Origin of the sequence: Kitasatospora sp. MAP12-44, assembly GCF_029892095.1 — a bacterium.
Classification (GTDB): Bacteria; Actinomycetota; Actinomycetes; order Streptomycetales; family Streptomycetaceae; genus Kitasatospora.
In genome coordinates this window covers 4,515,917-4,538,606 of record NZ_JARZAE010000004.1, presented here as the reverse complement: position 1 = coordinate 4,538,606, position 22,690 = coordinate 4,515,917, and the positions used below count along the sequence as shown (strand labels likewise).

Here is a 22,690-nt window from a genome sequence, read left to right as displayed (position 1 = left end):
AGTGAAGGTGCTGGACAATCGGCCGCCAGAGCAGTCGACTGAAGGCAGCACGTCCACAGCAGAGAGCCGGGGGACATGGACGCTGAACAAATGGCCGGGCCGGGCGCCGGCCGGATCGCACCGGGTACGAACCCGCCGGGTACGAACCTCCAGGCGCCGCCGGAGCGCACCAGGGCGACCTTCGGCCGGGTGCCCGCACCCGCCGCCGCACCGGCCGCACCGGCCCCACCGCCTCCCGTCGAGCGCGGCCTCGACCGGGTGGACCACTCCATCCTGCGCCTGCTCCAGCAGGACGGCCGCGCCTCGATCCGCTCGGTCGCCGAACGGGTGCACGTCTCGCGCGCCAACGCCTACGCCCGGATCGCCCGAATGATGGAGGACGGCGTGATCCGGGGCTTCACCGCCCGGGTCGACCACGAGCGGGCCGGCCAGGGCGCCTCGGCCTACGTCACGCTCAAGATCGTGCAGAACTCCTGGCGGACCGTGCGCGAGCAGCTCCTCGAACTCCCCGGGGTCGCGCATATCGCGCTGGTCGGCGGCGAGTTCGACGTGCTGATGCTGGTCCACACCCCGGACAACCGGGCGCTGCGCGAACTGGTGCTGGGCAGCATCCAGAGCCTGCCCGAGGTGCTGGCCACCCAGACCCTGCTGGTCTTCGAGGAGACCGACCGGGTCCCACCGGCGTAAGACCGACCGGGGTGGCTCAGGCGCGCAGCCCGTCGAAGGCCAGCCGGACCACCGCGTCCGGGATCCCGTCGACGGTGTCCGGGGCGCCGTCCGGGCGGTACCACTCGACCACGGAGTTGATCATGCCGAAGAGCAGCCGGGTGGCCAGCCGCGGCTCGACATCGGCCCGCAGCTCGCCGGCCGCGACGGCCGCCCGGACCAGCTCGGCGACCCGGTGGTCGAAGTCGCGGCGGCGCTCCAGCGCCCAGAGCTCGGTCTCGGTGTTGCCCCGCACCCGCAGCAGCAGCGTGACGTACGGCAGCTCGGCGAGCAGCACCTCGGTGGTCCGCCGCACCACGTGCTCCAGCCGGTCCACGGGGCGGCCCTGGACGGCCGGCGGCTCGTCCAGGATGCCGAACAGCCCGTCCAGCGCACGGCCCACCGCGAGCCGCAGCAGCTCCTCCTTGCCGCGCACATGGTGGTAGATGGAGGACTTCGAGATCCCGGCCGCCCGGGAGAGGTCCTCCATCGAGGTGCCGTCGTAGCCGCGCGCGTTGAAGACCTCCACGGTGACCGCGAGCAGCGAGTCGACGGTGTACGTGGTGCGGGTGCTGGGAGATGCGGCCATGTCCCGAGTATCCCCGGCCACCGCCACCTGCCGTCCATCAGGGTCTGTTGAGCCGACCGATCGTTCGGTTACGCTGTGGATTGTCAGCCCCCGTCCTCCCGCTTCGAGGAGCGCAGCATGGCCGCAGCGGCACACCCCTACGTCAGCGAACTGATCGAGCGTCACCACGAGACCCTGACCAGGGCACTGACCGCGCTCGCCGACCGCGACTACTGGTCGCCCTACCCCGAGTTCCCCAAGGCCTACGGGGAGACCGGGGCGGCCGACGGCAAGGCGGCCTTCGACGCCCTGCTCGGCACCACCTTCGCGCTGCCCGGGCAGCCCGAGGCGGGCGAACTGGTCGGCACCGAGGTCTCGCCGTACGGCCTCGAGCTGGACATCGCCTACCCGCGGGTCGACCTGGACGCGCTGCTCCCCGCCGTCCGCGCCGCCGCCCCGGACTGGGCCACGGCCGGTCCGACCGCGCGCGCCGCGGTCTGCCTGGAGATCCTGGCCCGGATCAACGCCCGCTCGCACGAGTTCGGCCAGGCCGTCATGCACACCACCGGCCAGGCCTACGGGATGGCCTTCCAGGCCGGCGGCCCGCACGCCCAGGACCGCGGCCTCGAGGCGGTGGCCTACGCCTTCGGCGAGCAGACCAAGCTGCCGCCGCAGGCCGACTGGACCAAGCCGCAGGGCAAGCGCGACCCGCTGCGGCTCTCCAAGGAGTCCGTCGTCGTGCCGCGCGGCGTGGCGCTGGTGATCGGCTGCAACACCTTCCCGACCTGGAACGGGTTCCCCGGCCTGTTCGCCTCGCTCGCCACCGGCAACCCCGTCGTGGTCAAGCCGCACCCGCGCGCCGTGCTGCCGCTCGCGCTCACCGTGCGGATCGCCCGCGAGGTGCTGGCCGAGGCCGGCTTCGACCCGAACGTGGTCACCCTGGCCGCCGAGCGCGACCGCGAGGGCATCGCCAAGACGCTGGCGCTGCACCCGGACATCAGGATCATCGACTACACCGGCTCGACCGAGTTCGGCGACTGGCTGGAGGAGAACGCCCGCCAGGCCCTGGTCTACACCGAGAAGGCCGGCGTCAACACGGTGGTCATCGACTCCACCGACGACTACAAGGGCATGCTCTCCAACCTGTCCTTCGCGCTCTCGCTCTACAGCGGCCAGATGTGCACCACCCCGCAGAACCTGCTGATCCCGCGCACCGGCGTCGAGACCGACCAGGGCGTGAAGTCCTACGACGAGGTGGTGGCCGACCTGGCCCGCGCCATCGAGGGCCTGCTGGCGGACGACGCCCGCGCGGCCGGCATCCTGGGCGCCATCGTCAACCCGGCCGTGCTGCAGCGCAGCGCAGCCGCGGCCGGCGGCGAGTACGGCGAACTCGCCCTGGCCCCGCGGGTGGTGGAGTCGGCCGAGCACCCCGGCGCGACCATCAGGACGCCCGCGCTGGTCAAGGTCGAGGCGCACAAGCCGGACGACCGGGCGGTCTTCCTCAGCGAGTGCTTCGGCCCGGTCTTCTTCGCCGTCGCGGTCGACTCCAGCAGCGACGCGGTGGACCTGCTGCGCCGTACCGTGCGCGAGCAGGGCGCGATGACGGCGACCGGCTACACCACCTCGCCCGAGGTGGAACTCCAGCTGGTGCAGGCCTGCCTGGACACCGGCGTCTCGCTCTCGCTCAACCTGACCGGCGGGGTCTACCCGAACCAGACCGCCGCCTTCTCCGACCTGCACGGCACCGGCGCCAACCCGGCCGCCAACTCCGCCTACACCGACGCGGCGTTCGTGGCCAACCGGTTCCGCGTGGTGCAGGTCCGCCGCCCCGCGTAGGTCTCTCCCGAGCAGCGGTCCGTCCGACGTGTCGAAACCCGTCGGACGGACCGCTTCGGGAAAGGAGATTCACAGCGCCGGACGATCCCGCGATGATGGGAAGCTGAACGGGGGGCGAGAGCATCCGCCCCCCGAACGTCGTCCGAGCACCGGGAGATGGCCATGACCGAGCAGCCGAGCGCCCAGCCGACCGAGTCCGACCAGCCGGACTGCGACGTGATCGTGGTCGGCGCCGGCCCGACCGGCCTGCTGCTGGCCGGCGACCTGGCCGCGGCCGGCGTCCGGGTCACGCTGCTGGAGCGGCGCGGCAAGGAGTCCAACCTGACCCGCGCCTTCGCCGTGCACGCCCGCACCCTGGAGCAGCTGGACGCCCGGGGCCTGGCCGACGAGCTGATCGGCACCGGCACCACGCTCTCCTCGATGCGGCTCTTCGGCAGGCTCAGCGTCGATTTCAGCCAACTCCCCTCGCGCTTCCCGTTCGTGCTGATCACCCCGCAGTCGCAGACCGAGCGCCTGCTGCTGGAGCGGGCGGTGAAGGCCGGCGCGCTGCTGCTGCGAGACCACGAGGTGACCGGCCTGCGCCAGGACGCCGACGGCGTCACCCTCGAGGTGCGCACCCCCACCGGGACGGCGACCCACCGGGCGGCGTACGTGGTCGGCGCCGACGGCGTGCACAGCACCGTCCGCGAGCTGCTCGGCATCCCGTACCCGGGTGAGTCGGTGATCAGCTCGGTGCTGCTGGCCGACGTCCGGCTGTCGCGCGCCCCGCAGGACGTGCTGACGGTGCGGGCCACCGAGGCCGGCTTCGCCTTCCTGGCCCCCTTCGGCGACGGCTGGTACCGGGTGACCGCCTGGGACCGCACCCGCCAACTGCCGGACGACGCACCGGTGGAGCTGGCCGAGATCGCCGACATCACCCGTCGCACGCTGGGCGAGGACTACGGCCTGCACGACGCCCGCTGGATGTCCCGCTTCCACAGCGACGAGCGGCAGGTGGCCCGCTACCGCGACGGCCGGGTGCTGCTCGCCGGCGACGCCGCGCACTGCCACTCCCCGGCCGGCGGGCAGGGCATGAACACCGGCCTGCAGGACGCCGCCAACCTGGGCTGGAAACTCGCCGCCGTGGTGCGCGGCTGGGCACCGCAGGGGCTGCTGGACAGCTACCAGGACGAGCGCCACCCGGTCGGCAAGGCCGTCCTGCGCAGCTCGGGCACGCTGATCCGGGTCGCGCTGGCCCGCAGCGCGGCGACCCGCGCGGTGCGCTCCGCGCTGACCACACTGGGCGAGGCGCTGGGCCCACTGATCTCGCGCGGCGCCCGGAGCCTCTCGGGCCTGGGCATCGGCTACCCGGCCGTCCCCGGCGCCCACCCGCTGGCCGGGCGCCGGGTGCCCGATCTGCGGCTCGCCGCGGACCGGCCGGGGCAGCCCACCCGGCTCTACGAGGCCCTGCGCGAAGGCAAGTTCGTCCTGGTCACCACGGACGAGCGGGCGCCCGGCGCACCGTTCAGCGGCCTGGAGGCAGCCGTCACCGAGCCCTGGTCGGACCGCCTGGTGCACACCGCGCCGGCCGACCCGCACGGCAAACTGCGCTCCACCGTGCTGCTGGTGCGCCCGGACGGCTACGCCGCCTGGGCCGCCGCCGACCCCAGCCACGCCGAGCTGCGCGCCGCGCTGGTCAACTGGCTGGGGGAGCCCTCGGACATCTGACGGTCCGTCCGGCCCTGTGGAACGATGGTCGGATGAAGCGCTATGCCCGGCTCCGGCAGATCCAGCAACTCGACCCCGAGCGGGACTTCCTGGAGATCTACCGCCTCACCTCGACCTACGAGTTCCCCTGGGACCACACCCGGGCCCTGGAGCTGGCGCTCTACCGCACCTACGCGGTGCCCAGCATCGGCCGGCTGCTCGCCGAGACCGCCGAGCTGACCGACCGCTCCCAGCAGCGCTACGACGACACCTCGCTGCTGCTCGGCGCCGTGGTCGAGCACGGCTTCGACACCGAGGACGGCCGCACCGCGATCCGCCGGGTCAACCAGATGCACCAGCGCTACGACATCAGCAACGACGACATGCGCTATGTGCTCTGCACCTTCGTGGTCGTCCCCAAGCGGTGGATCGACTCCTACGGCTGGCGCAAGCTCTCCGCCCACGAACTGGAGGCGACCGCGGCGTACTACCGGGCACTGGGAAAGCACTTGGGGATCAAGGAGCTCCCAGCAAACTACCAGGAGTTCGAGGATCTCCTGAATGCCTACGAGGCGGCGCACTTCGGCTGGGACGCGGGCGCCCGGCAGGTCTCCGACGCCACCCTCGACCTGATCGCCTCCTGGTACCCGCGGCCACTGGCCAAGCTGGTCCGCGGGGCCAGCCTGGCCCTGCTGGACGAGCCGCTGCTGCGCGCCTTCCGCTACGCCTCCCCCGCGCCGCTGACCAGGACATTGGTCCAGAGCGCCCTGCACCTGCGGGCCGCCGTGGTACGCCTGCTGCCGCCGCGCCGCACCCCGCACTACGCGCGGCAGAACCCCGAGATCAAGGGCTACCCCAACGGCTTCCGGCTGGCCGACCTGGGCACCTTCCCGGCCCCCGGGTGCCCCGTCAAGCACGACTGACCGACCGTCGGCGAAGGGCCGGCGAAGCCTGTCGGATCCTATTAACTGTATGGAAATCCCTCCATTCAGTTCAGAACTGATCCGTGAACACTTGACTGTTATTTAGGAACCAATTACCTAAGCATGGGACAACTCCCAGCGAATTTCTGGGATGTTCATCCCAGCGTTTTCGACCCCGGAACGCTTAGCCCCTGCCGGCACATGCAAGCCGGCCAGAGGAGGAGCCCGTGCGTCCCCGCCCTCTCGCCCTCGCAGCGGCCATCGCCCTGCTGCCCCTGACCGTGGCCTCGATGGGAATCACCGCCGCGCAAGCAGCGACCCCCAACACGGTGTCTCCGAGGATATCCCTGCCCAACACCGTGACCCCCGCGGTAGCGAGCTCGCAGAAGCAGGGCGACGTCCCCGCCGCCCAGCAGCTCTCGGTCGCGGTCAGCCTCAAGCTGCGCAACACCGCCGACCTTGACCGCTTCCTCACCGCGGTCAGCACCCCCGGCTCCAACGAGTACGGGCACTACCTGACGCCGGCCCAGTTCAACGCGCGCTACGGCCCGACCCAGGCCGACGTGGACCACGTCGTCGCGTACCTCAAGGCGCAGGGCCTGACCGCCACGGTCAGCGCCAACCGCCAGGTGATCGACGCCAAGGGCAGCACCGCGCAGATCGCCGCGGCCTTCGGCACCCACGAGAGCGCCTACTTCGACGCCGCCGACGCCAAGAAGTTCTACGCCAACGACAACGCGGCCTCCCTCCCGGCCGACGTCGCCGCGGTCGTCCAGGGCATCTCCGGGCTGAACAACAAGAGCGTGCGCACCCCGCAGCTGGCCAAGCCGAACGCGTCGGCCCCGATGGCCACCCCGAGCGGCTACGGCCCGGCGCAGTACGACGGTGCGTACAACCTGAACAAGGTCGGCACCGACGGCACCGGCGAGAAGGTCGCGCTCTGGGAGTTCGACGGCTACACCGCCTCGAACCTGACCACCTACCAGAACCAGTACGGTCTGACCGGCCCCGCGGTCACCACCGTCCCGGTCGACGGCCAGAGCTACGACAGCGCCCCCGGCCAGGGCCAGGGCGAGGTCGAGCTGGACAGCGAGATCGTGCGCGGCGTGGCCCCCAAGGCCACCCAGCTGATCTACGAGGCCCCCAACAGCGACCAGGGCGAGATCGACATGGCCGCCAAGATCGTGGCGGACAACCAGGTCTCGGTCATCTCCATCTCGTGGGGCGGCTGCGAGCCCGACACCACGCAGTCCTCGATGACCGCGGTGGACAACTCCTTCAAGCAGGCCGCCGCGCAGGGCATCTCGGTCTACTCGGCCGCCGGTGACGACGGTTCGCGCGACTGCTCGCGCTCCACCAGCGGCTCCTCCGTCGTGTCGGTGGACTTCCCCGGCTCGGACACCTACGTGACCAGCGTCGGCGGCACCAACCTGCAGCTCTCGGGCAGCAGCTACTCCTCGGAGAGCGCCTGGAGCACCTCCGGCGGCGGCGTCTCGACCGTCTTCGCCAAGCCCAGCTGGCAGACCGGCACCAACGTCACCGGCACCATGCGCACCGTCCCGGACATCTCCTCCAACGCCGACCCGAACAGTGGCTTCGCGATCTACACCCAGGGCACCAGCAGCCCCGGCTGGCAGGTCTACGGCGGCACCAGCGCCGCTGCCCCGCTGTGGGCGGGCTACACCGCGCTCTTCAACCAGAAGGCCGCGGCCGCCTCGAAGGCCAACCTGGGCCAGGCCAACCCGGCGCTCTACGCGGTCGCCAACAGCTCCAGCTACGGAGCCGCGTTCCACGACGTGACGAGCGGCGCCAACCAGGACTTCAGCACCAAGACCGGCTACGACCAGGTCACCGGCTGGGGCTCCCCGGTCGCCGACGCGCTGACCACCGCCCTGCTCGGCGGCGGCAGCTCGACCAGCGGCGGCAACACCGTCAGCGTCACCGCCCCCGGCAACCAGAGCGGCACCGTCGGCAGCGCCGTCTCGTTGCAGGTCAGCGGCTCTGACAGCGCCTCCGGCCAGAGCCTGACCTACTCGGCGACCGGCCTGCCGGCCGGCCTGTCGATCAGCGCCTCGGGCCTGATCAGCGGCACCCCGACCACCGCGGGCAGCTCGACCGTCACGGTCACCGCCAAGGACTCCACCGGCGCCACCGGCAACACCACCTTCACCTTCACCGTGGCCGCCGCCTCCAGCTGCACCCCGGCCCAGCTGCTCGGCAACGGCGACTTCGAGACCGGCAGCGCCGCCCCGTGGACCGCCACCTCCGGCGTGATCAACAGCGACACCGTCTCCGAGCCCGCCCACTCCGGCAACTACGACGCCTGGCTGGACGGTTACGGCAGCAGCCACACCGACACCCTGTCGCAGAGCGTCACCGTGCCGGCCGGCTGCAAGGCCAGCTTCAGCTACTGGCTGCACATCGACACCGCCAAGACCGGCAGCACCGCGGCCGACAAGCTCACCGTCACGGCCAACGGCACCACGCTGCAGACCTTCTCCAACGTGAACGCCGGCACCGGCTACACCCAGCAGACCGTCGACCTCTCGGCCTACGCGGGCAAGACGGTCACCCTGAAGTTCACCGGTGTCGAGAACTCCTCGTCGCTGCAGACCAGCTTCGTCATCGACGACGCGTCGGTCACCACCAGCTGACACCGTGCGTGATTATCCGGTGGCTCGCTGAGACCATTCAGCAAGTTATCCCAGGTGATTAGCAATCCCGCCGGTATCGGGCCGCTGCCCGATACCGGCGGGATTGTTGCATTCGTGTTTCGTGAGTTTGGAGATCAACGCAACTGCCGTGAAGTTAGTTTGTCGTGACCACTGTCATACCAACCGGTAGATGACGTAGCCTCTGCTCCGTGCGTAAGGTTCCCCCAGCTCGGTGACGCCCCCACGACACCGTCACTGGGCCAATCCCGCCGAACTCGGCAGGTGGGGAAGGTATCCGCATGGGCTCGCAATACCCGTACAACGCCGGTCACCTCAGGTTGGTCGAACAGCAGCCGAACCATTCGGCCCTGTTGACCGATCCGGTCGATCCGGCGCCCCTTCGACCGCTTCTTCCGTCGGTCTGTCACGCCACTGAATCCATCGGCGGTGTCACGACCGTGACAGGTAATGTCCCGGTTTCCGCAGCGGCCGCCACCCCCACGGCGGCCGACGCGGCGCCGGGCCGACCGCCCGCGACCGGCACCTTCGCCCAGAACCTGCACGCCGCGATCGAGGCGAGCGGGCTGAGCCTGGACCGGATCCGGTCGGTGCTCGCCGGACAGGGCGTCAGACTGAGCGTCACCACGCTGAGTTACTGGCGACGCGGGCGCAGCCAGCCCGAACGGGCCTCCTCGATGCGCGCCGTCGAGCTGCTGGAGGAGCTGCTGGTGCTCCCCCGAGGCGAGCTCTCCAGCCTGCTGGGTCCGCCCCGGCCGCGCGGGCGCTGGGTCTCCGCGGTGGTGCCAGGCAGCCTCCCGATGGAGGAGATCTGGCCCGAGGAGCAGCAGGTCGCCCAGGTCTTCGAGGAGCTGGACGCGCCGCCCATCGGCGAGTTGGAGCGCCTCAGCGTCCACGATGCCTACTACGTGGACGCCCGGCGGTTCGGCGTCCTGCTGCGGATGCGCCAGGTCGTCCGGGCCACCACCGGCGGGGTCTCGCGCTGCCTGGTGGTGCACCAGGCCGACCAGGGCACCACCGGCTGCCCGGAGATCTCCTCGGTCCGGCACGCCCGGCTCGGCCGGGTCCGCCGCCGTCCCGAGATCGGCCTGCTGGTCGCCGAGTTGCTGCTCGACCGACCGCTCGGCCAGGGCGACTGCACGGTCTTCGAGTACGAGGTCGAGCTGCCGCCCGGCGCCCCCACCACGGTCTACGGACGCCGCTTCGCGGCGCCGGTGCGGGAGTATGTGCTCCAGGTGCACTTCGACCCGTCCGCGGTGCCCGCGCACTGCGAGCGCTACGAGCGCGATCCCGGGACCGAGGACGACCGGCTGCGCCAGCGGCTCTGGATCGGCGCCTCGGCCAGCGCGCACGTACTGGCCACCGAGCAGCCGCCGGGCCAGACCGGCATCCGCTGGGAGTGGGAGTAACGCGCTCAGAGCTTGCGGTGGGCGTTGCGGGCGTGGGTGCGCACGGTGTTCAGCGAGATGTAGAGCCGGTCGGCGATCTCCTTGGGGCTCAGATCGGCGCGCAGCAGCCGCAGCACCGCGAGTTCGCGGTCGGTGAGCACCGGGCCCGGCGCGGGCGCGGCGCCCGGCGCGGGCGGCCCGACCGCGGCCGCCACCTCGGCGCGGAAGTCGGCCAGCCCCAGCGCGCTGCGCAGGCCCGCCAGCGCCGCGTCCGCCGCGGCCAGCCGCCCGGCCGCGCGGGCGGGCTGGCGCAGCGCCAGCACCAGCTGCGCGAAGACGGTCAGACTGCGGTCCGGCCCGAGCCCCGGCGAGCCGTCGACGAGCTCCGCCAACTCCGCCGTCTCCGCTGCCTCCGCCGCCTCCGGTGCCGCTGACGGCTGCGCGAGCGCGGCCCGCAGCACCAGGTACTCGGGCACCGCCCGGGCGCGCGGCGGCGCCGGGCAGCCGGCCCGGACGGCCCGCGCCAGCTCGGCCTGCGCCCGGGCCACCGCGTGCTCGCCCGTCCGCCACGCGGCCAGGCCCAGCAGCGCGTGCGCGTGCAGCCGCCGCAGCAACTCGCCGTCCTGCGCGAGCGTCTCCTCGCCCGGCACCTCGCCCTGCACCAACGCCGGCACCTCGGCCAGCACCTCTGCCGCCAACTCGCCGCACTCGACCGGGTGTCCGGCAAGCAGCAGGGTCCGGGCCAGGCTCAGCCGCACCCGCGCCGGCGTCGCCCCGGCCGCCCAGCCGTCGTCCTTGCGGTCCAGCGCGGCGCGGCCCTGCCGCAGCGCACGGTCCAAATCCCCGGCCTCGCGCGGCAGGCAGAGCTGCCAGGCCTGCGCCGCCAGCCGCGGTCCGCGCGGACCCGCCCGGTGGCCGGCCGCGCGGGCCCAGCGGTCCCGCTCGTCGGGACGGCCCAGCGCGGACCACAGCGCCGACGCCCGGTCCGCGAACGGCGCCTCGGCGGCGGCTATCGCCTCGTTGCTGAGCGCCCCGAGCCAGCGCTCCAGGGTGCCCGGCCGACCGGCCGCCAGCAGCGGCTCGAAGAGCGGCCCGATCAACTCGACGGCGAAGGCCTGGTCGCCGGCCCGCAGCGCGTGGTCGACGGCCTGCTCGCGGTGGCCCGCCGCGAGGTGCCAGCAGGCGGCGGCCCGGTGCGCCAGCCGCTCACGGGCCGGGTCGTGCGCCGCCAACCGGCCGGCCAGCGCCCAGCGCAGCAGCCGCTGGTAGCGGAACCAGCCGTCCTGCTCGCTCGCCAGGAAGATCCCGCCCCGGCGCAGCCGAGCGATCAACTTCGTTGCGTCGCCGCCCGGATGGACAGCGCCGGCCAGCTCGACCCCGAACCGCTCCAGCACGGCGGTGTCCAGCAGGAACTCGTGCAGCCCAGGGTCCAGCGCGGACCACACCTGGGCGAGCAGCTGCTCCGCCAGCACCGCGCCGCTCGCCGGGAGGCCGTCCTCGGGGCCGACCCCGCGCAGCGGCGCCCCGCTGTCCGGCCGCAGCCGGGTGGCGGCCGGTATCAGCGCGCCGACCCAGCCGCCGGTGGAGCGGACCAGCGCGGCCACCCGCTGCTCGGACAGCCGCAGCTCGCCGCCACCGGCCAGCAGGCGGCCCGCCTCGCGCCGGTCCATCCGCAGCTCCGCCGGGCCGAGCGCGGCCACCGCGAGCCCGGCCGGCCGCAGCGACGGCGGCACCCGGCCCGACAGCACGGTGGTCAGCCGGTCCGCGCAGCCGCGCAGCAGCAGCTCGAACTGGCGGTGCAGCACGGCATCGGTGAGCTGCTCGAACTCGTCCAGCACCAGGACCGGACGGCGTCCGGAGGCGACGATCCGCTCGGCCAGCGCCAACACGAACAGCTCGCTGCCGGGCCGCAGCTCGGCCGCCGACTCCCCGGACGCCAGGCCGTCCACCGTGACACCGCCGGCCGCCACCTCACCCACCGTCAGCTCGCCGAGGGCCAGTGCGAGCGCCGCCGCCAGATGCGCCCAGAACCGCGCCGGATCGTTGTCCAGGACGTCCACGGTCAGCCAGGCCACCGGGCGCTGCCCCTGCCCCTGCCCGTGCCCCTGACCCTGCCGGGCCGCCGACCAGCCCAGCAGCAGCGAGGTCTTGCCCGTCCCGCCCGAACCGTGCAGCAGCACCAGGTCCGCCGTGTCCACCGCCGCGCTGAACCGCCGCTGCAGCGCCGGCCGGACGATCAGGGCGCTGGGCGGCCGGGGCGGCCGGAGCTTGGAGGGGACCAGCGCGCCCGGCTCGACCGGATCATCATGCGACAGTGGGGGCATGACAGACCATGATGCCCCCGACGCGGCGGTCCGGCGGTGGCGCGAGACAGCCGGGGCCCCCGAGGCCGTCCTGATCGACGGGTTTCACGCGCTGAAGCACACCCTGCGCTTCGGCGGCGAGGTCCGCCAGGTGCTCACCAGCGACCGGGCCGCGCTCGCCGCGCTCGCCGCGGACCTCGCGGACGATGTGGCGCTCACGATCACCGCGGCCGCCGTCGAGGTGCCGCCGGCCGTACTGCGGGAGTTGGTCGGACGCCCGCACCCGACCGGCGTCGCCGCGCTGGCGATCCGGCCGACGGCGGCCTCGGTGCTCGCCACCCTGCGCGCGACGCCCCGGCCGGCGCCCGTGATCGTGCTGGACAACCCGCGCAACCTCGGCAACATCGGCGCGGTGGTCCGGCTGGCCGCGGGCTTCGGCGCCACCGGCGTGATCACCACCGGCGACATCGACCCCTGGCACCCCCATGTGGTCCGGGCCGGCGCCGGCCTGCACTTCGCCACCGCCGTGGCCCGCCTCGGCGCACCCGAACTCCCGGACGGCCCGCTCTACGTGCTGGACCCGGAGGGCGAGGACATCCGCGCGGTGACCATCCCGGACGACGCGCTGCTGACCTTCGGCTCCGAGCGCCACGGCGTCTCGGCCGAGCTCCGCGGCCGGGCCACCCGGCTGCTGGCGATCCCGATGCGCCCGCAGGTCTCCAGCTTCAACCTGGCCACCTCGGTCGGCATGGGCCTCTTCCACTGGATGACGCACAGCCCCTCACAGCGCCCGCCCGTCCGAGACCGGTCGGTCTGAGGACTTCGGCCGACGCAGCGCCCGCTCCAAATCGCCCAGCGCCTGCATCAGCAACCGGACGCCGGAGCGCAGCACGTCCAGCCGGTCACCCGGCCGGTGCGCGCGGACGAGCTCGGGGTCGGCCTCCAGCCGCTCCTCCCACCGCTGGTGGGCCGCCCGCACCGCGCCGAACTCCGCGGGGCGCCCGGTGAGCAGGGCGACCCCGGCCGCCGCCGTCGCGTCCGCCAGCACGCCGCCGAACTCCGCCGCCCCGGGCACCGGATCCGCCTGCTGCTCGGGCAGGTGGGCCTCCATCACCAGCGACACCCGGGCCAGGAAGCCGACCGCCGCGCGGACCTTCTCCAGCTGCTTGCGGGAGAGCTGCGGCGAGTGCACCGCGTGCCGCACGGGCTCGGCGGCGGACCGTTCCACCGCCTCCAGGAAGGCCGATCTGGCCTCCCGGAAGTCCAGCAGCGCGGCTCGCACGCTGCCCGACCCACGGGTCGCCGGCTCCCCGAACACCGTCAGCACGGCCGCCGAGTAGCGGCCGACGGCGGCGATCCACTCGGCGGTCCGCTCGGGCAGCCGCGCGGTCTCCCAGGTCGGGAACAGCGCATAGGCGAGCAGCGCCACCGTGCCGCCCAGCATCGTGAGCAGGACCCGCTCGTACGCGGTATGCACCGCGTCGCCGGGCCCGAGGTCGAGCAGGAAGACCACATACGCCGTGATGCAGGTGGTCATCACCGCGTAGCCGGTACGCAGCGTCAGGTACGCCCCGCAGATGCAGACCACCGCGAGTGCGCAGGAGAGCCACCTCCCCGGGTCCGCCAGCGTCACCACCGCGGTGGCCAGCACCACCCCCACCACCGTGCCGGCCAACCGGGCCACCCCGCGGCTGTAGGTCTGCGCGAAGTCCGGGCGGATCACCATCGCGGCGGTCATCGCGGCCCAGTAGCCGTGCTCGAGACCGGCCAGCCTGGCCAGCAGATAGGCCGTGGTCACCACGCCGGAGAGCCGGACGGCGTGATGCAGGATCACCGAGCCCGAGACCAGCTGCCCGCGCGCGGTCCGCAGCGCCACCGGCACCATCCGGGCCGGCCCCGGCCGCACCAGCGCGCCGCTGCGCGCGGGGAGCGGCTCGGAGAGCGAGTCCTCCGCGGACTGGTCGAGCGCCCCGACGGCGCGCACCAGCAGTGTGGTGAGCCGCCGGGCCGAGCGCAGCGCCGAACCGTGCAGCACCGGCGCGGCCGGCGCCACCAGCGCGGCGGGCGAGGAGGCCAGGTACTCGACGGGCTCACCGGTCCGGATCGCCCGGGCCAGCGCGTCCAGCAGCTGCGCGGACCCGGCCAGCAGCTCCCGGGCCCGGTCCCGCTCGGGCCCCTCGGCCGCCGCACCGATCGCCGGATCGGCGACTGCCGCCAGGGTGGGCCGGATCCGCTCGGCGATCCCGCGCAGGCCGCGCAGTTGGGGCGGCCGGCGCCGCTGCTGCCAGGTGGTCAGGGTGTCGGCATGCCGGGCGGTCATCAGCGGACCCGGGTCGAAGATGGCATGAGGATCGTGCCGCAGCCGACGGGCGTAGTCCGCCAGCGAGGCGTAGGCATCCGCGAGCGCGTCCCGCTGGAGGCCCCACGGCCGGGTCGGCCAGAGGATGATCATCAGCGCCTGCGCCGCACCACCCAGCGCGCAGAGCAACCCGTGCCCCAGCGCGGACGGCACACTGACGGGCAACTGGACGACGACCAGCATCACGGTGACGGTGTTGGTGGCCACCACCCCGGCCGTCGGCCCGATCGACCAGGCCAGGCCCGCCCCGAACGACCAGACGGCCAGCAGCACCGGGAAGAGCCCCGGCACCGAGACCGCGAGGTACCCGAGGAAGGTGCTGACCCCGAGCCCGAGCCCGGCCACCGCCGCGAGCGAGGGACGCGAGCGGAAACTGCGCTGAAAGGTCGCCGTCCCCGCGATGAAGGCCCCCATCGCCGCCGACGTGGCCAGCGCCGGCCCGGCGATCGCCAGCGTCGGAAACAGCATCAGCGCCACCGCACAGGCCCCCCGCACCGCCCGCCGCGGCTCGGTGAACTCCCGCTCCAGGCGCAGACCCGCACGTCCGGACGCACGCAACGCGGACAACCAGGGCATACCGGCCATGCTAGCCATCGCCGTACCCATTCCCACCTGCGGAAACGCGATTACCCTCACCCAGGGTGAGGGTAATCGCCGCTTACTCCTCCACCTCCGGGCCTACCCCGCCGCCCCGAACTCCCGCAGCAGCGCGGCGAACTCCCCAGCCGGCCGCAGCGCCACCACCCGCCCGAGCTCGGCCAGCTCATCGGCCTCCCCGCGCACCGTGACCTCGCCGCCACGGAACTCCAGCACCAGCCCGCCGCCGGTCCGCTCCGGAGGCGGCCCGGTCCTCGGCCGCGCCAGCCGGCGGACCAGGTCGACGAACTTCACCCGCTCGCAGAGCTCCACCGCCCTACTCCCGGCGATCCCCACCCGCTCCAGCTCCGGACAGCGGAAGTACGGCCCGAAGGGCGGCCCGGTGCCCTCCGACTTCTCCGGAAAACAGATCACCATCTCACCGTGCGAACAGTGCACGCTTCCGTCCGTACAGACCGTCAACCCCAGGTCTGTCACCACGACCCGCCCCGCCGGAACCCCGCCCTCCCCGAGCGCTTGCCCGACCGTCTCCCTCAGCCGCTCCCGCTGCCGTTCGACATCGGTGTCACCCCGCCTGATCGAGGGGATCAACTCACCGGTGACCCACTCCTGGAAGGGCCTCGCCGTGGGCTTGTCCGAGCGCATGATCAGCGTGTAGAGGCCCGCCTCGCTGACCAGGTTGAGCATCGGACTTCCTCGGTGGTAGCTATTCCCACCTGCGGAAACGCGATTAACCTCGCTTGAGGCTAGGTTAATCGCGAGGGTATTCACCGTCCTGACCTCCCGCGGATCGAGCGACTTGACCGCGTCGCTGGGGTTCTTCCGCCCCAGCACCTTGCACACGTCCGCCGTCGCGAACCACGGCTCCCCGTCGATGATCACCACCCGCAGCGGCTGCCCGCTCCCGGGGAAGGTCGTCCACAACATCGACATCTCGTTCTCACTCACGGTGTCCCTCTTTCGGGTAGGCGACTGGACACCCAGCCCAACGACCTCGAACGAGTGACGACACGCCCCTTGATCAGTTCATCGGAGCGCCAGAGCGCGCCACCCGCGCGCGCTCCTTCGTACGCGCCCCGCCGCCCACACCAGCGCCGCGGTGGGCAGGAAGACGGCGTCGGCCGCGATCATCGCCAGCGAGAAGAACGGCAGGCCCAACACGACTGCGATGCCCAGGTGTTCCAGCATCATCAGGACCAGCAGGACGTTCTTCACCCGGCGGTGGAGCAGCGTGAACGGGAAGGCCACCTGCACCAGGACCGTGCCGTAGGAGAGCAGGAAGACCAGCACCGCACTCGATCCCAGCAGGCCGGAGAGCCAGGGCCAGGGAGTGAAGTAGTCCAGATGGAGGGGGTAGTAGAGCGCGGTGCCGTCCTGCCAGCGGGAGCCCTGGACCTTGTACCAGCCGGCCGTGGAGTAGATCAGTACCACCTGCGCCGCGATCACCAGCAGCGCGCAGTTGTGCAGCATGTTCGCCAGTGCGTCCAGCACCGCGCGCGGCTCGCCGTGCGGGCGGTAACGGCTGAGCAGGTACCAGAGGCCCGCGAAGACCCAGAGCGCCCAGAAGAACCAGGACCAGCCCACGTACGGCCAGGTCGCCCCCCGCCAGCCGATCCGACCGGTCAGCTGGGCCGCCGTCAGCAGCCCACCCAGCACACCCCAGAGCAGCACCCCCACCGGACCGCCGTCACCACCGCCGTCACCACCACCGCCGTCACCAGCTCCCGCCCGCGCGCGGCGGCGGGCGTCCAGTGACCAGACGGCTCCGCAGCGGGTGAAGACCAGGTAGATCGCCATCAGGTGGACGATGTTGTCGCCGCCGTCGCCGATCAGCACACTGCGGTTCTGCAGCGACAGCACGCAGACCAGGAAGAGCACCGAGCTCGCCCGGGTCCGCCAGCCCAGCATCAGCAGGATCCCGGCCAGCACGGCCAGGTGGTAGACCGCCTCGAACCACCACCGGTTGTCGGACCAGGGCAGCACGGTGAAGGCGTGGTTGCCGGCCAGCAGTTGGCGCGCCAGCTCCAGGCTCCACGGGGAGCGGTCGCCGTACAGCACGCGGCGGTGCGGCCACTCGCGGAGCAGTTGGAGGGTGAAGACCAGGGCGAAACCGATCCGGACCGCCGCCACCTGGTAGACGCCGAGCGCTCGCCCGGTGAAGGCGCGGAAGCCGTCGGCGAGCCACCCGAACGGACCCGGCAGAGGCTGCGACGGGGCCGGCGGCGACGGAGGAGGCCAGGCCGAAGCCGTCGCCTCGCCGCCCTCCGGTGAGGTCTGCCGCGGGATGCCCCCGACCAGACCACCCTCCCCGACCCCCAACTCCGGCCCCGCCCCTGTCTCTGCCTGACTCATCACAGCCCCCGGTAGTCCTGGTCGTCCACCGGCCACCAGCCGAGATCGCGGTACTGGATCTGGGTGGACCAGCTCTCCCGGCTCCACGGCGGCGGCGCCACCGAGCCGGTCCCGGCCCGGAACTGAATCCCCGTCACCGCCGAGCCGCCCACCTCCCGGCCGATCCGCTGCAGGGCGATCCGCTTGAGGTACTCCTGGGCGAGCGCGCCGTTCGGGCCGGTGGCGCTGTCGTCCTGCGCGCTGTGCGTGGTGTCGTAGAAGTCCCAGGCCCGGCGCAGCAGGTTCTGGTCGGCGTGGCTGGGGATCGGGTTGCCGCGGATCGCGGCGATGTCCTGCGCGGTCAGACCGATCCAGCCGCCGGTGCCCTGCGCGGTCCGGACCCGGGCGTCGACCGTCACGTTCTGCTGCAGCGGGTCGGGCGCGAACAGCTTCCAGTTCTGCTCGAACTCGGGGTAGATCAGGCCGTCGACCTGCTTCTGGTCCTGCTGGTAGAGCGTGTTGGGCGGGGCGACGTGCAGGAAGACCGCGCCCAGGAAGCCGAGGCTGCAGGCGGCCAGCACGACCGCCGCGGCCACCAGCACGGTCAGCGCGGGCAGCGACCAGACCCGCTCGCCGTCATCCGTCATTCCCGCCCGCCCCCCGCGCCAGTGCTGCGGGCAGGCCGACTGCCGCGCCCGGCCATCCTGCCGCACCGGGCGCCGACCCGTCAGCTGTCAGCAGTCACACACCACTTGCCGCGTGCCATGTGTCACGTCAGAGTACGTAGGCGCCCGCGCCCGAGCTGCTCACCATCGGCCGCCCGACCGCATCCCAGGCGAGCATCCCACCGTCCACGTTGAACGCCTCGCGCCCCTGCCCGACCAGGTACTGCACGACCTGCGCCGAGCGCCCGCCGACCCGGCAGAGCACGTACAGCGGAGCGTCCGGCACCTCGTCGATCCGCGCGGTGAACTCGCCGATCGGGATGTGCAGGGCACCGTCGACGTGGCCCGCGTCCCACTCGTCCTGCTCGCGCACGTCCAGCAGGACGGCGTCGGTGGGGACGGCGGCGGCCGCGGTGGTGGGGATCTGCGCGAACATCGGCGGGCTCTCCTGGGTCTGCGTAGGGATATACCTATTGTCCACGGACGGGACGTCGACGGGGGCCGCACCCAGCAGGCGGGCCAGCTCGGCCTGCTGCTCGGCGGCCCGGGCCAGCAGCTGCTCGGCGAGCTCCTCGAGCAGCCGGTCCGGGTCCTGCGGGCTGAGCAGCAGCAGTGAGCCCATCGCGGTGCTCTCCAGCCGGACCTGCTCGGTGGCCAGCTCGCCGATCTTGCCGGTCAGCCACTCCAGCCGCTGCAGCAGCCACTCGCCGCGGTCGGCGGCCTGCGGGTCGGGGGCCGTCTCGGGGGCGGTGGACCACTCCTCGGCCAGCGCTTCGAGCTCCCCGGCGGCGCCGCGCGCGTACGCCTCGTTGACCCGGGCGATGAAGGCGGAACGGCGGTGCTGCTCGGCGGGGTCGGTGCTGAGGTCGGGGTGCGCGCGGCGGGCCAGGTCGCGGTAGATCCGCTGGGCCTCCTTGCCGGGGCGCACCCGCCGCGGCGGCTCGGCGGCCGGTGCGGCGGCCCGCGCCGAGCCCTGCCGGCTCGCACCCTGCCCGCTCTCACCCTCCCCGGCCACGGCCTCCCGCAGCGCCTCCTCGGTCTGCCGGATGGTGTCGAAGAGCGCGTCCAGGTCCGGCAGCTCGTCGACCACCCGGCGGGCCTCGGCGGCCCGCTGGACGTCCCGCGCGGCGCCGGTGCGGGCCGCGACGGCCTCCGCGACCAGCGCCTCCAGCTCGTCCAGCCGGGCGTAGAGCGGACCAAGACGCTCGTGGTGGATCAGCGCGAAGTTGTCGATCTCCACCCGCAGGGTCTCCACGTCGACCTCAAGGGTCAACCAGGCGATCTCGGTGGCGGCGACCCGCTCCTCCAGCTGCTGCCGCTCGGGGTCGGTCCACCGGACGGGGCTCTCCGCGGTCACCTGTCGCCTCGCTCATCCACACTCGTCCGTTCCCGGGGGCTCTCCGGGTCAGGACCGACCCTACCCGGGCGCCGCCCACCGGCCGCCTGCCGTGACAAGGACGAAATCCGGCCAACAAAACCATGGACAGGGCGTGCGGGACGGCGCACGCTGGGTGACACGCAACTGATACTGACGAATCCATGCGTTTCGGTTCCGGTCACAGCCCGCTCCGTGCTTCGCTGGACGGGCACAGCGTGCTTCGCTGCGAGCGGTACAGCACGGATGCCTGACAGCCGCACAGGTGAAGGGCCGACCACCCGGCCGGCCAGGCGGGAGCAACTCGAATCCCATGGCGGACGACCCAAACTCCACATCGGACGCACCTCTGGATCTGCCCCGGTCCCTGGGGCCGGTGACCCCGGCCCGCGCCCCGGCCGGCGGCGCCGGCAGGCTGCGGACGGTGCCGCAAGCCCGCGCCGACGTCTCCGCTGCGCTGCGCGCCGTACCGGCTCCCGCTGCCCAGCCCGCACCTCCCGCACCTCCCGCCCTGCCCGGCCCGCGCCCGGTCGGCGCGGGCCCCGCATCGACCCCGGGAGTCACCCTGACGAGCCATCAGCCTGTGACGTCCGATCAGCCCGCCGCCGTACTGGCCAACGGCAGCCGTTCGCGCTCCTCGCCCGCCGACCAGCTCCTGCCGATGCTGACCACCGGTCAGGCCGGTGAGCAGCTGGCCCTGCTGAACGAGGTCGGCGGCAAGGTCGGCACCACGCTGGACCTGGACACCACCGCGCGCGAGCTGTGCGAGGTGCTGGTCCCGCGGGTGGCCGACTTCGCCTGCGTCGACCTGCTCGACCGGTTGATCTCGGACGCCGAGCTGCCCGAGGAGCTGCCCGACGACGACACCATGCTGCGCCGGGTGGCCCGCAGCTTCCGCGAGTCCCCCGGCACCTGGGACCACGTGCTGCAGGAGGGCGCGCTGCTGGCGATGCCGCGCAGCACCCCGCCGGGGATGGCCCTGCAGCGCAACCAGGCCGTGCTGGTCGCGCAGGTGACCGAGGACCTGGCCGGCGACTACGCGGCCGCGCTCGGCGGCCCGAGCCTGGTCCCGGTGGTCTGCGGCCGCTCGATGCTGGTGCTGCCGCTCTCCGCCCGCGGCACCGTGCTCGGCACCCTCAAACTGCTGCGGCTGCCCGAGCGCGAGCCGTTCGACGAGGGCGACGCCGCCACCCTGCTGGAGCTGGCCGCGCGCGCCGCGCTCTCGCTGGACAATGCCCGGCTGCACCGGGCCGAGGCCACGGTCGCCACCACCCTGCAGCGCTCGATGATCCCGACCAGTCCGCCGCGGATCCCGGGCGTGCAGATCGCCCACCGCTACATGCCGGGCGACCGCCGGGCCCAGGTGGGCGGCGACTGGTTCGACGCGATCCAGCTGCCCGGCAGCCGGGTGGCCCTGGTGGTCGGCGATGTGATGGGCCACGGCCTGCACTCGGCCGCCGCGATGGGCCGCTTCCGCACCGCGATGCAGACCCTGGCGGCGCTCGACCTGCCGCCGGGCCAGCTGCTGCGCCACCTGGACAACCTGGCCCAGAAGCTCGGCGACGACCATCTGGCCACCTGCCTCTACGTGGTCTACGACCCGATCAACCGGACCTGCGAGCTGGCCAGCGCCGGCCATGTGCCGCCGGTCCTGGTGCACCCGGACGGCTCCGGCGAGCTGCTGGAGATCCCGGCCGGCGCGCCGATCGGGGTCGGCGGCGTCCCGTTCGTGGCCAAGAAGATCGACGTGGTCGACGGCTCGATGCTGGTGATGTGCACCGACGGCCTGGTGGAGGTGCGCGGCGGTGACATAGGAGCCGGCCTGGCGGCGCTCTGCGGCAACCTGATCGATCCCAAGCAGACGCCCGAGGAGGCCTGCGACACCGTCCTGGAGCGGCTGCACACCGAGGACCGCAAGGACGACGTGGCCCTCCTGGTGGCCCGCTTCGACGGCGTGGCCGAGAGCGAGGTGGCGACCTGGAAGCTGGCGGTGGACCGCTCCGAGGTGCGCCGGGCCCGCTCGCTGGTCCGCAACCAGCTGGCCGCCTGGCAGCTCAGCGCGCTCAGCGACACCACCGAGCTGCTGGTCAGCGAGCTGGTCACGAACGCCGTGCGGGTGGCCAGGGACCGGGTGCAGCTCCAGCTGATCCGGGTGGACAAGCTGCTGGTGGAGGTCAGCGACGACAACCACAACCTGCCCTCGCTGGAGTTGGCCGAGTCGATGGACGAGCACGGCCGCGGCCTCAACCTGGTGAGCAAGCTCGCCGAGCACTGGGGCACCGCCCGCAAGGCGGTCGGCAAGGTCGTCTGGTTCGAACTGCCGCTGCCCCGCCGATGACGCCCGGCTCCGGCGGGGCAGCTAAGACCGGTCGGTCTAGAGCACCGCGCCGGACGGCCGCCGGCCCTCGGCGTTGACCCGGGCCGCGGCGCCGACGCCGGTCAGCACCCGCGGCCAGTAGCTGCCGAACACCTCGCCCGCGGTGGCCAGCAGCACCGCGGTGATCAGCGCGACCACGTGCTCGAGACCGGCCAGGTTCGGCAGCAGGACGGCCTCGCCGACCATGGACGCCAGCACCACGCCCATGGTGAACCAGGCCCGGCACTTCCAGGCGACGCAGACCGCCAGCGCGACCACCGCCGCCGACGGGCCGGTGTCCCGGTACTGGCCGACCTTCTCGGCGAAGCCGAAGAGGTGGCCCGGGCCGATCTCCACGCCGACCCGGGCGAAGATCGTCCCGGCCAGCGTGCAGACGTAGGCGATGACCAGCGTCATCCGCCGGCCGAGCACGATCTCGGCGATCCCGAAGACCAGCAGCACCTGGGCCAGCGCGCCCCAGACCGGCAGGTCGAGGGCCGGCACATAGAGCGAGAGCGGCGTACGCAGCAGTGAGACCCCCAGCGGCAGCGCGGCCTTGACCACGCCGAGCTGGGTGACCAGGTGCTGGCCGCCGGGCACGTGTTGGACGATGCTGAACAGCAGGATCAGGAACGTCGCGGCGATGGCGAGCGGAACGGCCGCGAGGCGCTTGCGCGCCAGGCCGTCCCGCACGGTCACGAACAGCGTTCCCCACTCGGCGACGACGGCCCGCCTGATCGGCGACACCGGCCCTCGTCGCTCGTCCCCCGCGTGGGTCCTCTGGTTCACAGCGGCCTCTCTTGTTCGCGTACGGTCGTGTTTGGACATGCCCGCCCGCCCGGCTTCCCCGCATCAGCCCCGTCGGTTTCCAACTTCAGCGTAGACACGGGCAAATCGATTCCGCTCGGTCCACAGAGCCATTTTCG

16 protein-coding genes are annotated in these 22,690 nt (G+C 72.9%); 8 read left to right on the top strand and 8 right to left on the bottom strand.

Annotated features, from left to right (window positions below; all coding sequences use genetic code 11):
- Positions 1–75: 75 nt before the first annotated feature.
- Positions 76–687 carry an Lrp/AsnC family transcriptional regulator gene (locus P3T34_RS21170; RefSeq protein ID WP_280667606.1) on the top strand — a complete coding sequence of 204 codons (612 nt, stop codon included), beginning with the start codon at positions 76–78 and terminating at the stop codon, positions 685–687.
- A 16-nt stretch (positions 688–703) separates the two neighbouring features.
- On the opposite strand, the gene P3T34_RS21165 is transcribed toward P3T34_RS21170, so the two are convergent.
- A complete protein-coding gene (locus P3T34_RS21165) occupies positions 704–1,294 on the bottom strand; it encodes a TetR/AcrR family transcriptional regulator (RefSeq protein WP_280667605.1) in 591 nt (196 codons plus the stop codon).
- Positions 1,295–1,411: 117 nt separating this feature from the next.
- Between P3T34_RS21165 and paaN the strand changes: the two genes are divergently transcribed.
- The 5 genes from paaN to P3T34_RS21140 all read left to right on the top strand — a co-directional run bounded on the left by paaN (position 1,412) and on the right by P3T34_RS21140 (position 9,799).
- A complete protein-coding gene (gene paaN, locus P3T34_RS21160; protein WP_280667604.1) occupies positions 1,412–3,109 on the top strand; it encodes a phenylacetic acid degradation protein PaaN in 1,698 nt (565 codons plus the stop codon).
- 162 nt (positions 3,110–3,271) lie between these two features.
- Positions 3,272–4,816 (top strand): FAD-dependent monooxygenase, encoded by a 1,545-nt coding sequence (locus P3T34_RS21155; protein WP_280667603.1) that lies wholly within the window; start codon positions 3,272–3,274, stop codon positions 4,814–4,816.
- Between the two features lie 32 nt (positions 4,817–4,848).
- Positions 4,849–5,718 (top strand): oxygenase MpaB family protein, encoded by an 870-nt coding sequence (locus P3T34_RS21150; RefSeq protein ID WP_280667602.1) that lies wholly within the window; start codon positions 4,849–4,851, stop codon positions 5,716–5,718.
- A 227-nt stretch (positions 5,719–5,945) separates the two neighbouring features.
- A complete protein-coding gene (locus P3T34_RS21145; protein WP_280667601.1) occupies positions 5,946–8,372 on the top strand; it encodes a protease pro-enzyme activation domain-containing protein in 2,427 nt (808 codons plus the stop codon).
- Positions 8,373–8,830: 458 nt separating this feature from the next.
- Positions 8,831–9,799, top strand: coding sequence for a hypothetical protein (locus tag P3T34_RS21140; protein ID WP_280667600.1), 969 nt, complete (start codon positions 8,831–8,833; stop codon positions 9,797–9,799).
- A gap of 5 nt (positions 9,800–9,804) precedes the next feature.
- Here the strand turns inward: P3T34_RS21140 and P3T34_RS21135 are convergent, their stop codons facing one another.
- Positions 9,805–12,102, bottom strand: coding sequence for a LuxR family transcriptional regulator (locus P3T34_RS21135; RefSeq protein WP_280667599.1), 2,298 nt, complete (start codon positions 12,100–12,102; stop codon positions 9,805–9,807).
- Between P3T34_RS21135 and P3T34_RS21130 the strand changes: the two genes are divergently transcribed.
- The gene (locus P3T34_RS21130) at positions 12,101–12,898 is read left to right on the top strand and encodes a TrmH family RNA methyltransferase (RefSeq protein ID WP_280667598.1); all 798 of its coding nucleotides are present in this window, start codon (positions 12,101–12,103) and stop codon (positions 12,896–12,898) included. The two genes, P3T34_RS21135 and P3T34_RS21130, sit on opposite strands and share 2 nt — an antisense overlap.
- Here the strand turns inward: P3T34_RS21130 and P3T34_RS21125 are convergent.
- From P3T34_RS21125 to P3T34_RS21105, 5 genes are all read right to left on the bottom strand, one after another.
- Complete coding sequence (locus P3T34_RS21125) at positions 12,863–15,016, bottom strand: FUSC family protein (RefSeq protein ID WP_280667597.1); 2,154 nt, start codon at positions 15,014–15,016, stop codon at positions 12,863–12,865. The two genes, P3T34_RS21130 and P3T34_RS21125, sit on opposite strands and share 36 nt — an antisense overlap.
- A gap of 102 nt (positions 15,017–15,118) precedes the next feature.
- A complete protein-coding gene (locus P3T34_RS21120) occupies positions 15,119–15,985 on the bottom strand; it encodes a Bro-N domain-containing protein (protein ID WP_280667596.1) in 867 nt (288 codons plus the stop codon).
- Between the two features lie 78 nt (positions 15,986–16,063).
- Entirely contained in the window at positions 16,064–17,389 is a 1,326-nt protein-coding gene (locus P3T34_RS21115) for an HTTM domain-containing protein (RefSeq protein ID WP_280667595.1), read from the bottom strand.
- The gene (locus tag P3T34_RS21110) at positions 17,389–18,015 is read right to left on the bottom strand and encodes a DUF5819 family protein (RefSeq protein WP_280667594.1); all 627 of its coding nucleotides are present in this window, start codon (positions 18,013–18,015) and stop codon (positions 17,389–17,391) included. The genes P3T34_RS21115 and P3T34_RS21110 overlap by 1 nt, the downstream gene beginning before the upstream one ends.
- Before the next feature lie 127 nt (positions 18,016–18,142).
- Positions 18,143–19,390, bottom strand: coding sequence for a rhodanese-like domain-containing protein (locus P3T34_RS21105; protein ID WP_280667593.1), 1,248 nt, complete (start codon positions 19,388–19,390; stop codon positions 18,143–18,145).
- Between the two features lie 394 nt (positions 19,391–19,784).
- On the opposite strand from P3T34_RS21105, the gene P3T34_RS21100 reads away from it, so the two are divergent.
- The gene (locus tag P3T34_RS21100; protein WP_280667592.1) at positions 19,785–21,746 is read left to right on the top strand and encodes a serine/threonine-protein phosphatase; all 1,962 of its coding nucleotides are present in this window, start codon (positions 19,785–19,787) and stop codon (positions 21,744–21,746) included.
- A gap of 36 nt (positions 21,747–21,782) precedes the next feature.
- Here the strand turns inward: P3T34_RS21100 and P3T34_RS21095 are convergent, their stop codons facing one another.
- Complete coding sequence (locus P3T34_RS21095; protein WP_280667591.1) at positions 21,783–22,553, bottom strand: hypothetical protein; 771 nt, start codon at positions 22,551–22,553, stop codon at positions 21,783–21,785.
- Between the last annotated feature and the right edge of the window lie 137 nt (positions 22,554–22,690).

Excerpts from the sequence above, each read along its gene's own strand:
- P3T34_RS21125 (WP_280667597.1), bottom strand. The coding sequence starts at position 15,016 with ATGCCCTGGTTGTCCGCGTTGCGTGCGTCCGGACGTGCGGGTCTGCGC.
- P3T34_RS21110 (WP_280667594.1), bottom strand. The coding sequence starts at position 18,015 with ATGACGGATGACGGCGAGCGGGTCTGGTCGCTGCCCGCGCTGACCGTG.
- P3T34_RS21130 (WP_280667598.1), top strand. The coding sequence starts at position 12,101 with ATGACAGACCATGATGCCCCCGACGCGGCGGTCCGGCGGTGGCGCGAG.
- paaN (WP_280667604.1), top strand. The coding sequence starts at position 1,412 with ATGGCCGCAGCGGCACACCCCTACGTCAGCGAACTGATCGAGCGTCAC.
- P3T34_RS21150 (WP_280667602.1), top strand. The coding sequence starts at position 4,849 with ATGAAGCGCTATGCCCGGCTCCGGCAGATCCAGCAACTCGACCCCGAG.
- P3T34_RS21155 (WP_280667603.1), top strand. The coding sequence starts at position 3,272 with ATGACCGAGCAGCCGAGCGCCCAGCCGACCGAGTCCGACCAGCCGGAC.
- P3T34_RS21165 (WP_280667605.1), bottom strand. The coding sequence starts at position 1,294 with ATGGCCGCATCTCCCAGCACCCGCACCACGTACACCGTCGACTCGCTG.
- P3T34_RS21115 (WP_280667595.1), bottom strand. The coding sequence starts at position 17,389 with ATGAGTCAGGCAGAGACAGGGGCGGGGCCGGAGTTGGGGGTCGGGGAG.
- P3T34_RS21170 (WP_280667606.1), top strand. The coding sequence starts at position 76 with ATGGACGCTGAACAAATGGCCGGGCCGGGCGCCGGCCGGATCGCACCG.
- P3T34_RS21135 (WP_280667599.1), bottom strand. The coding sequence starts at position 12,102 with ATGCCCCCACTGTCGCATGATGATCCGGTCGAGCCGGGCGCGCTGGTC.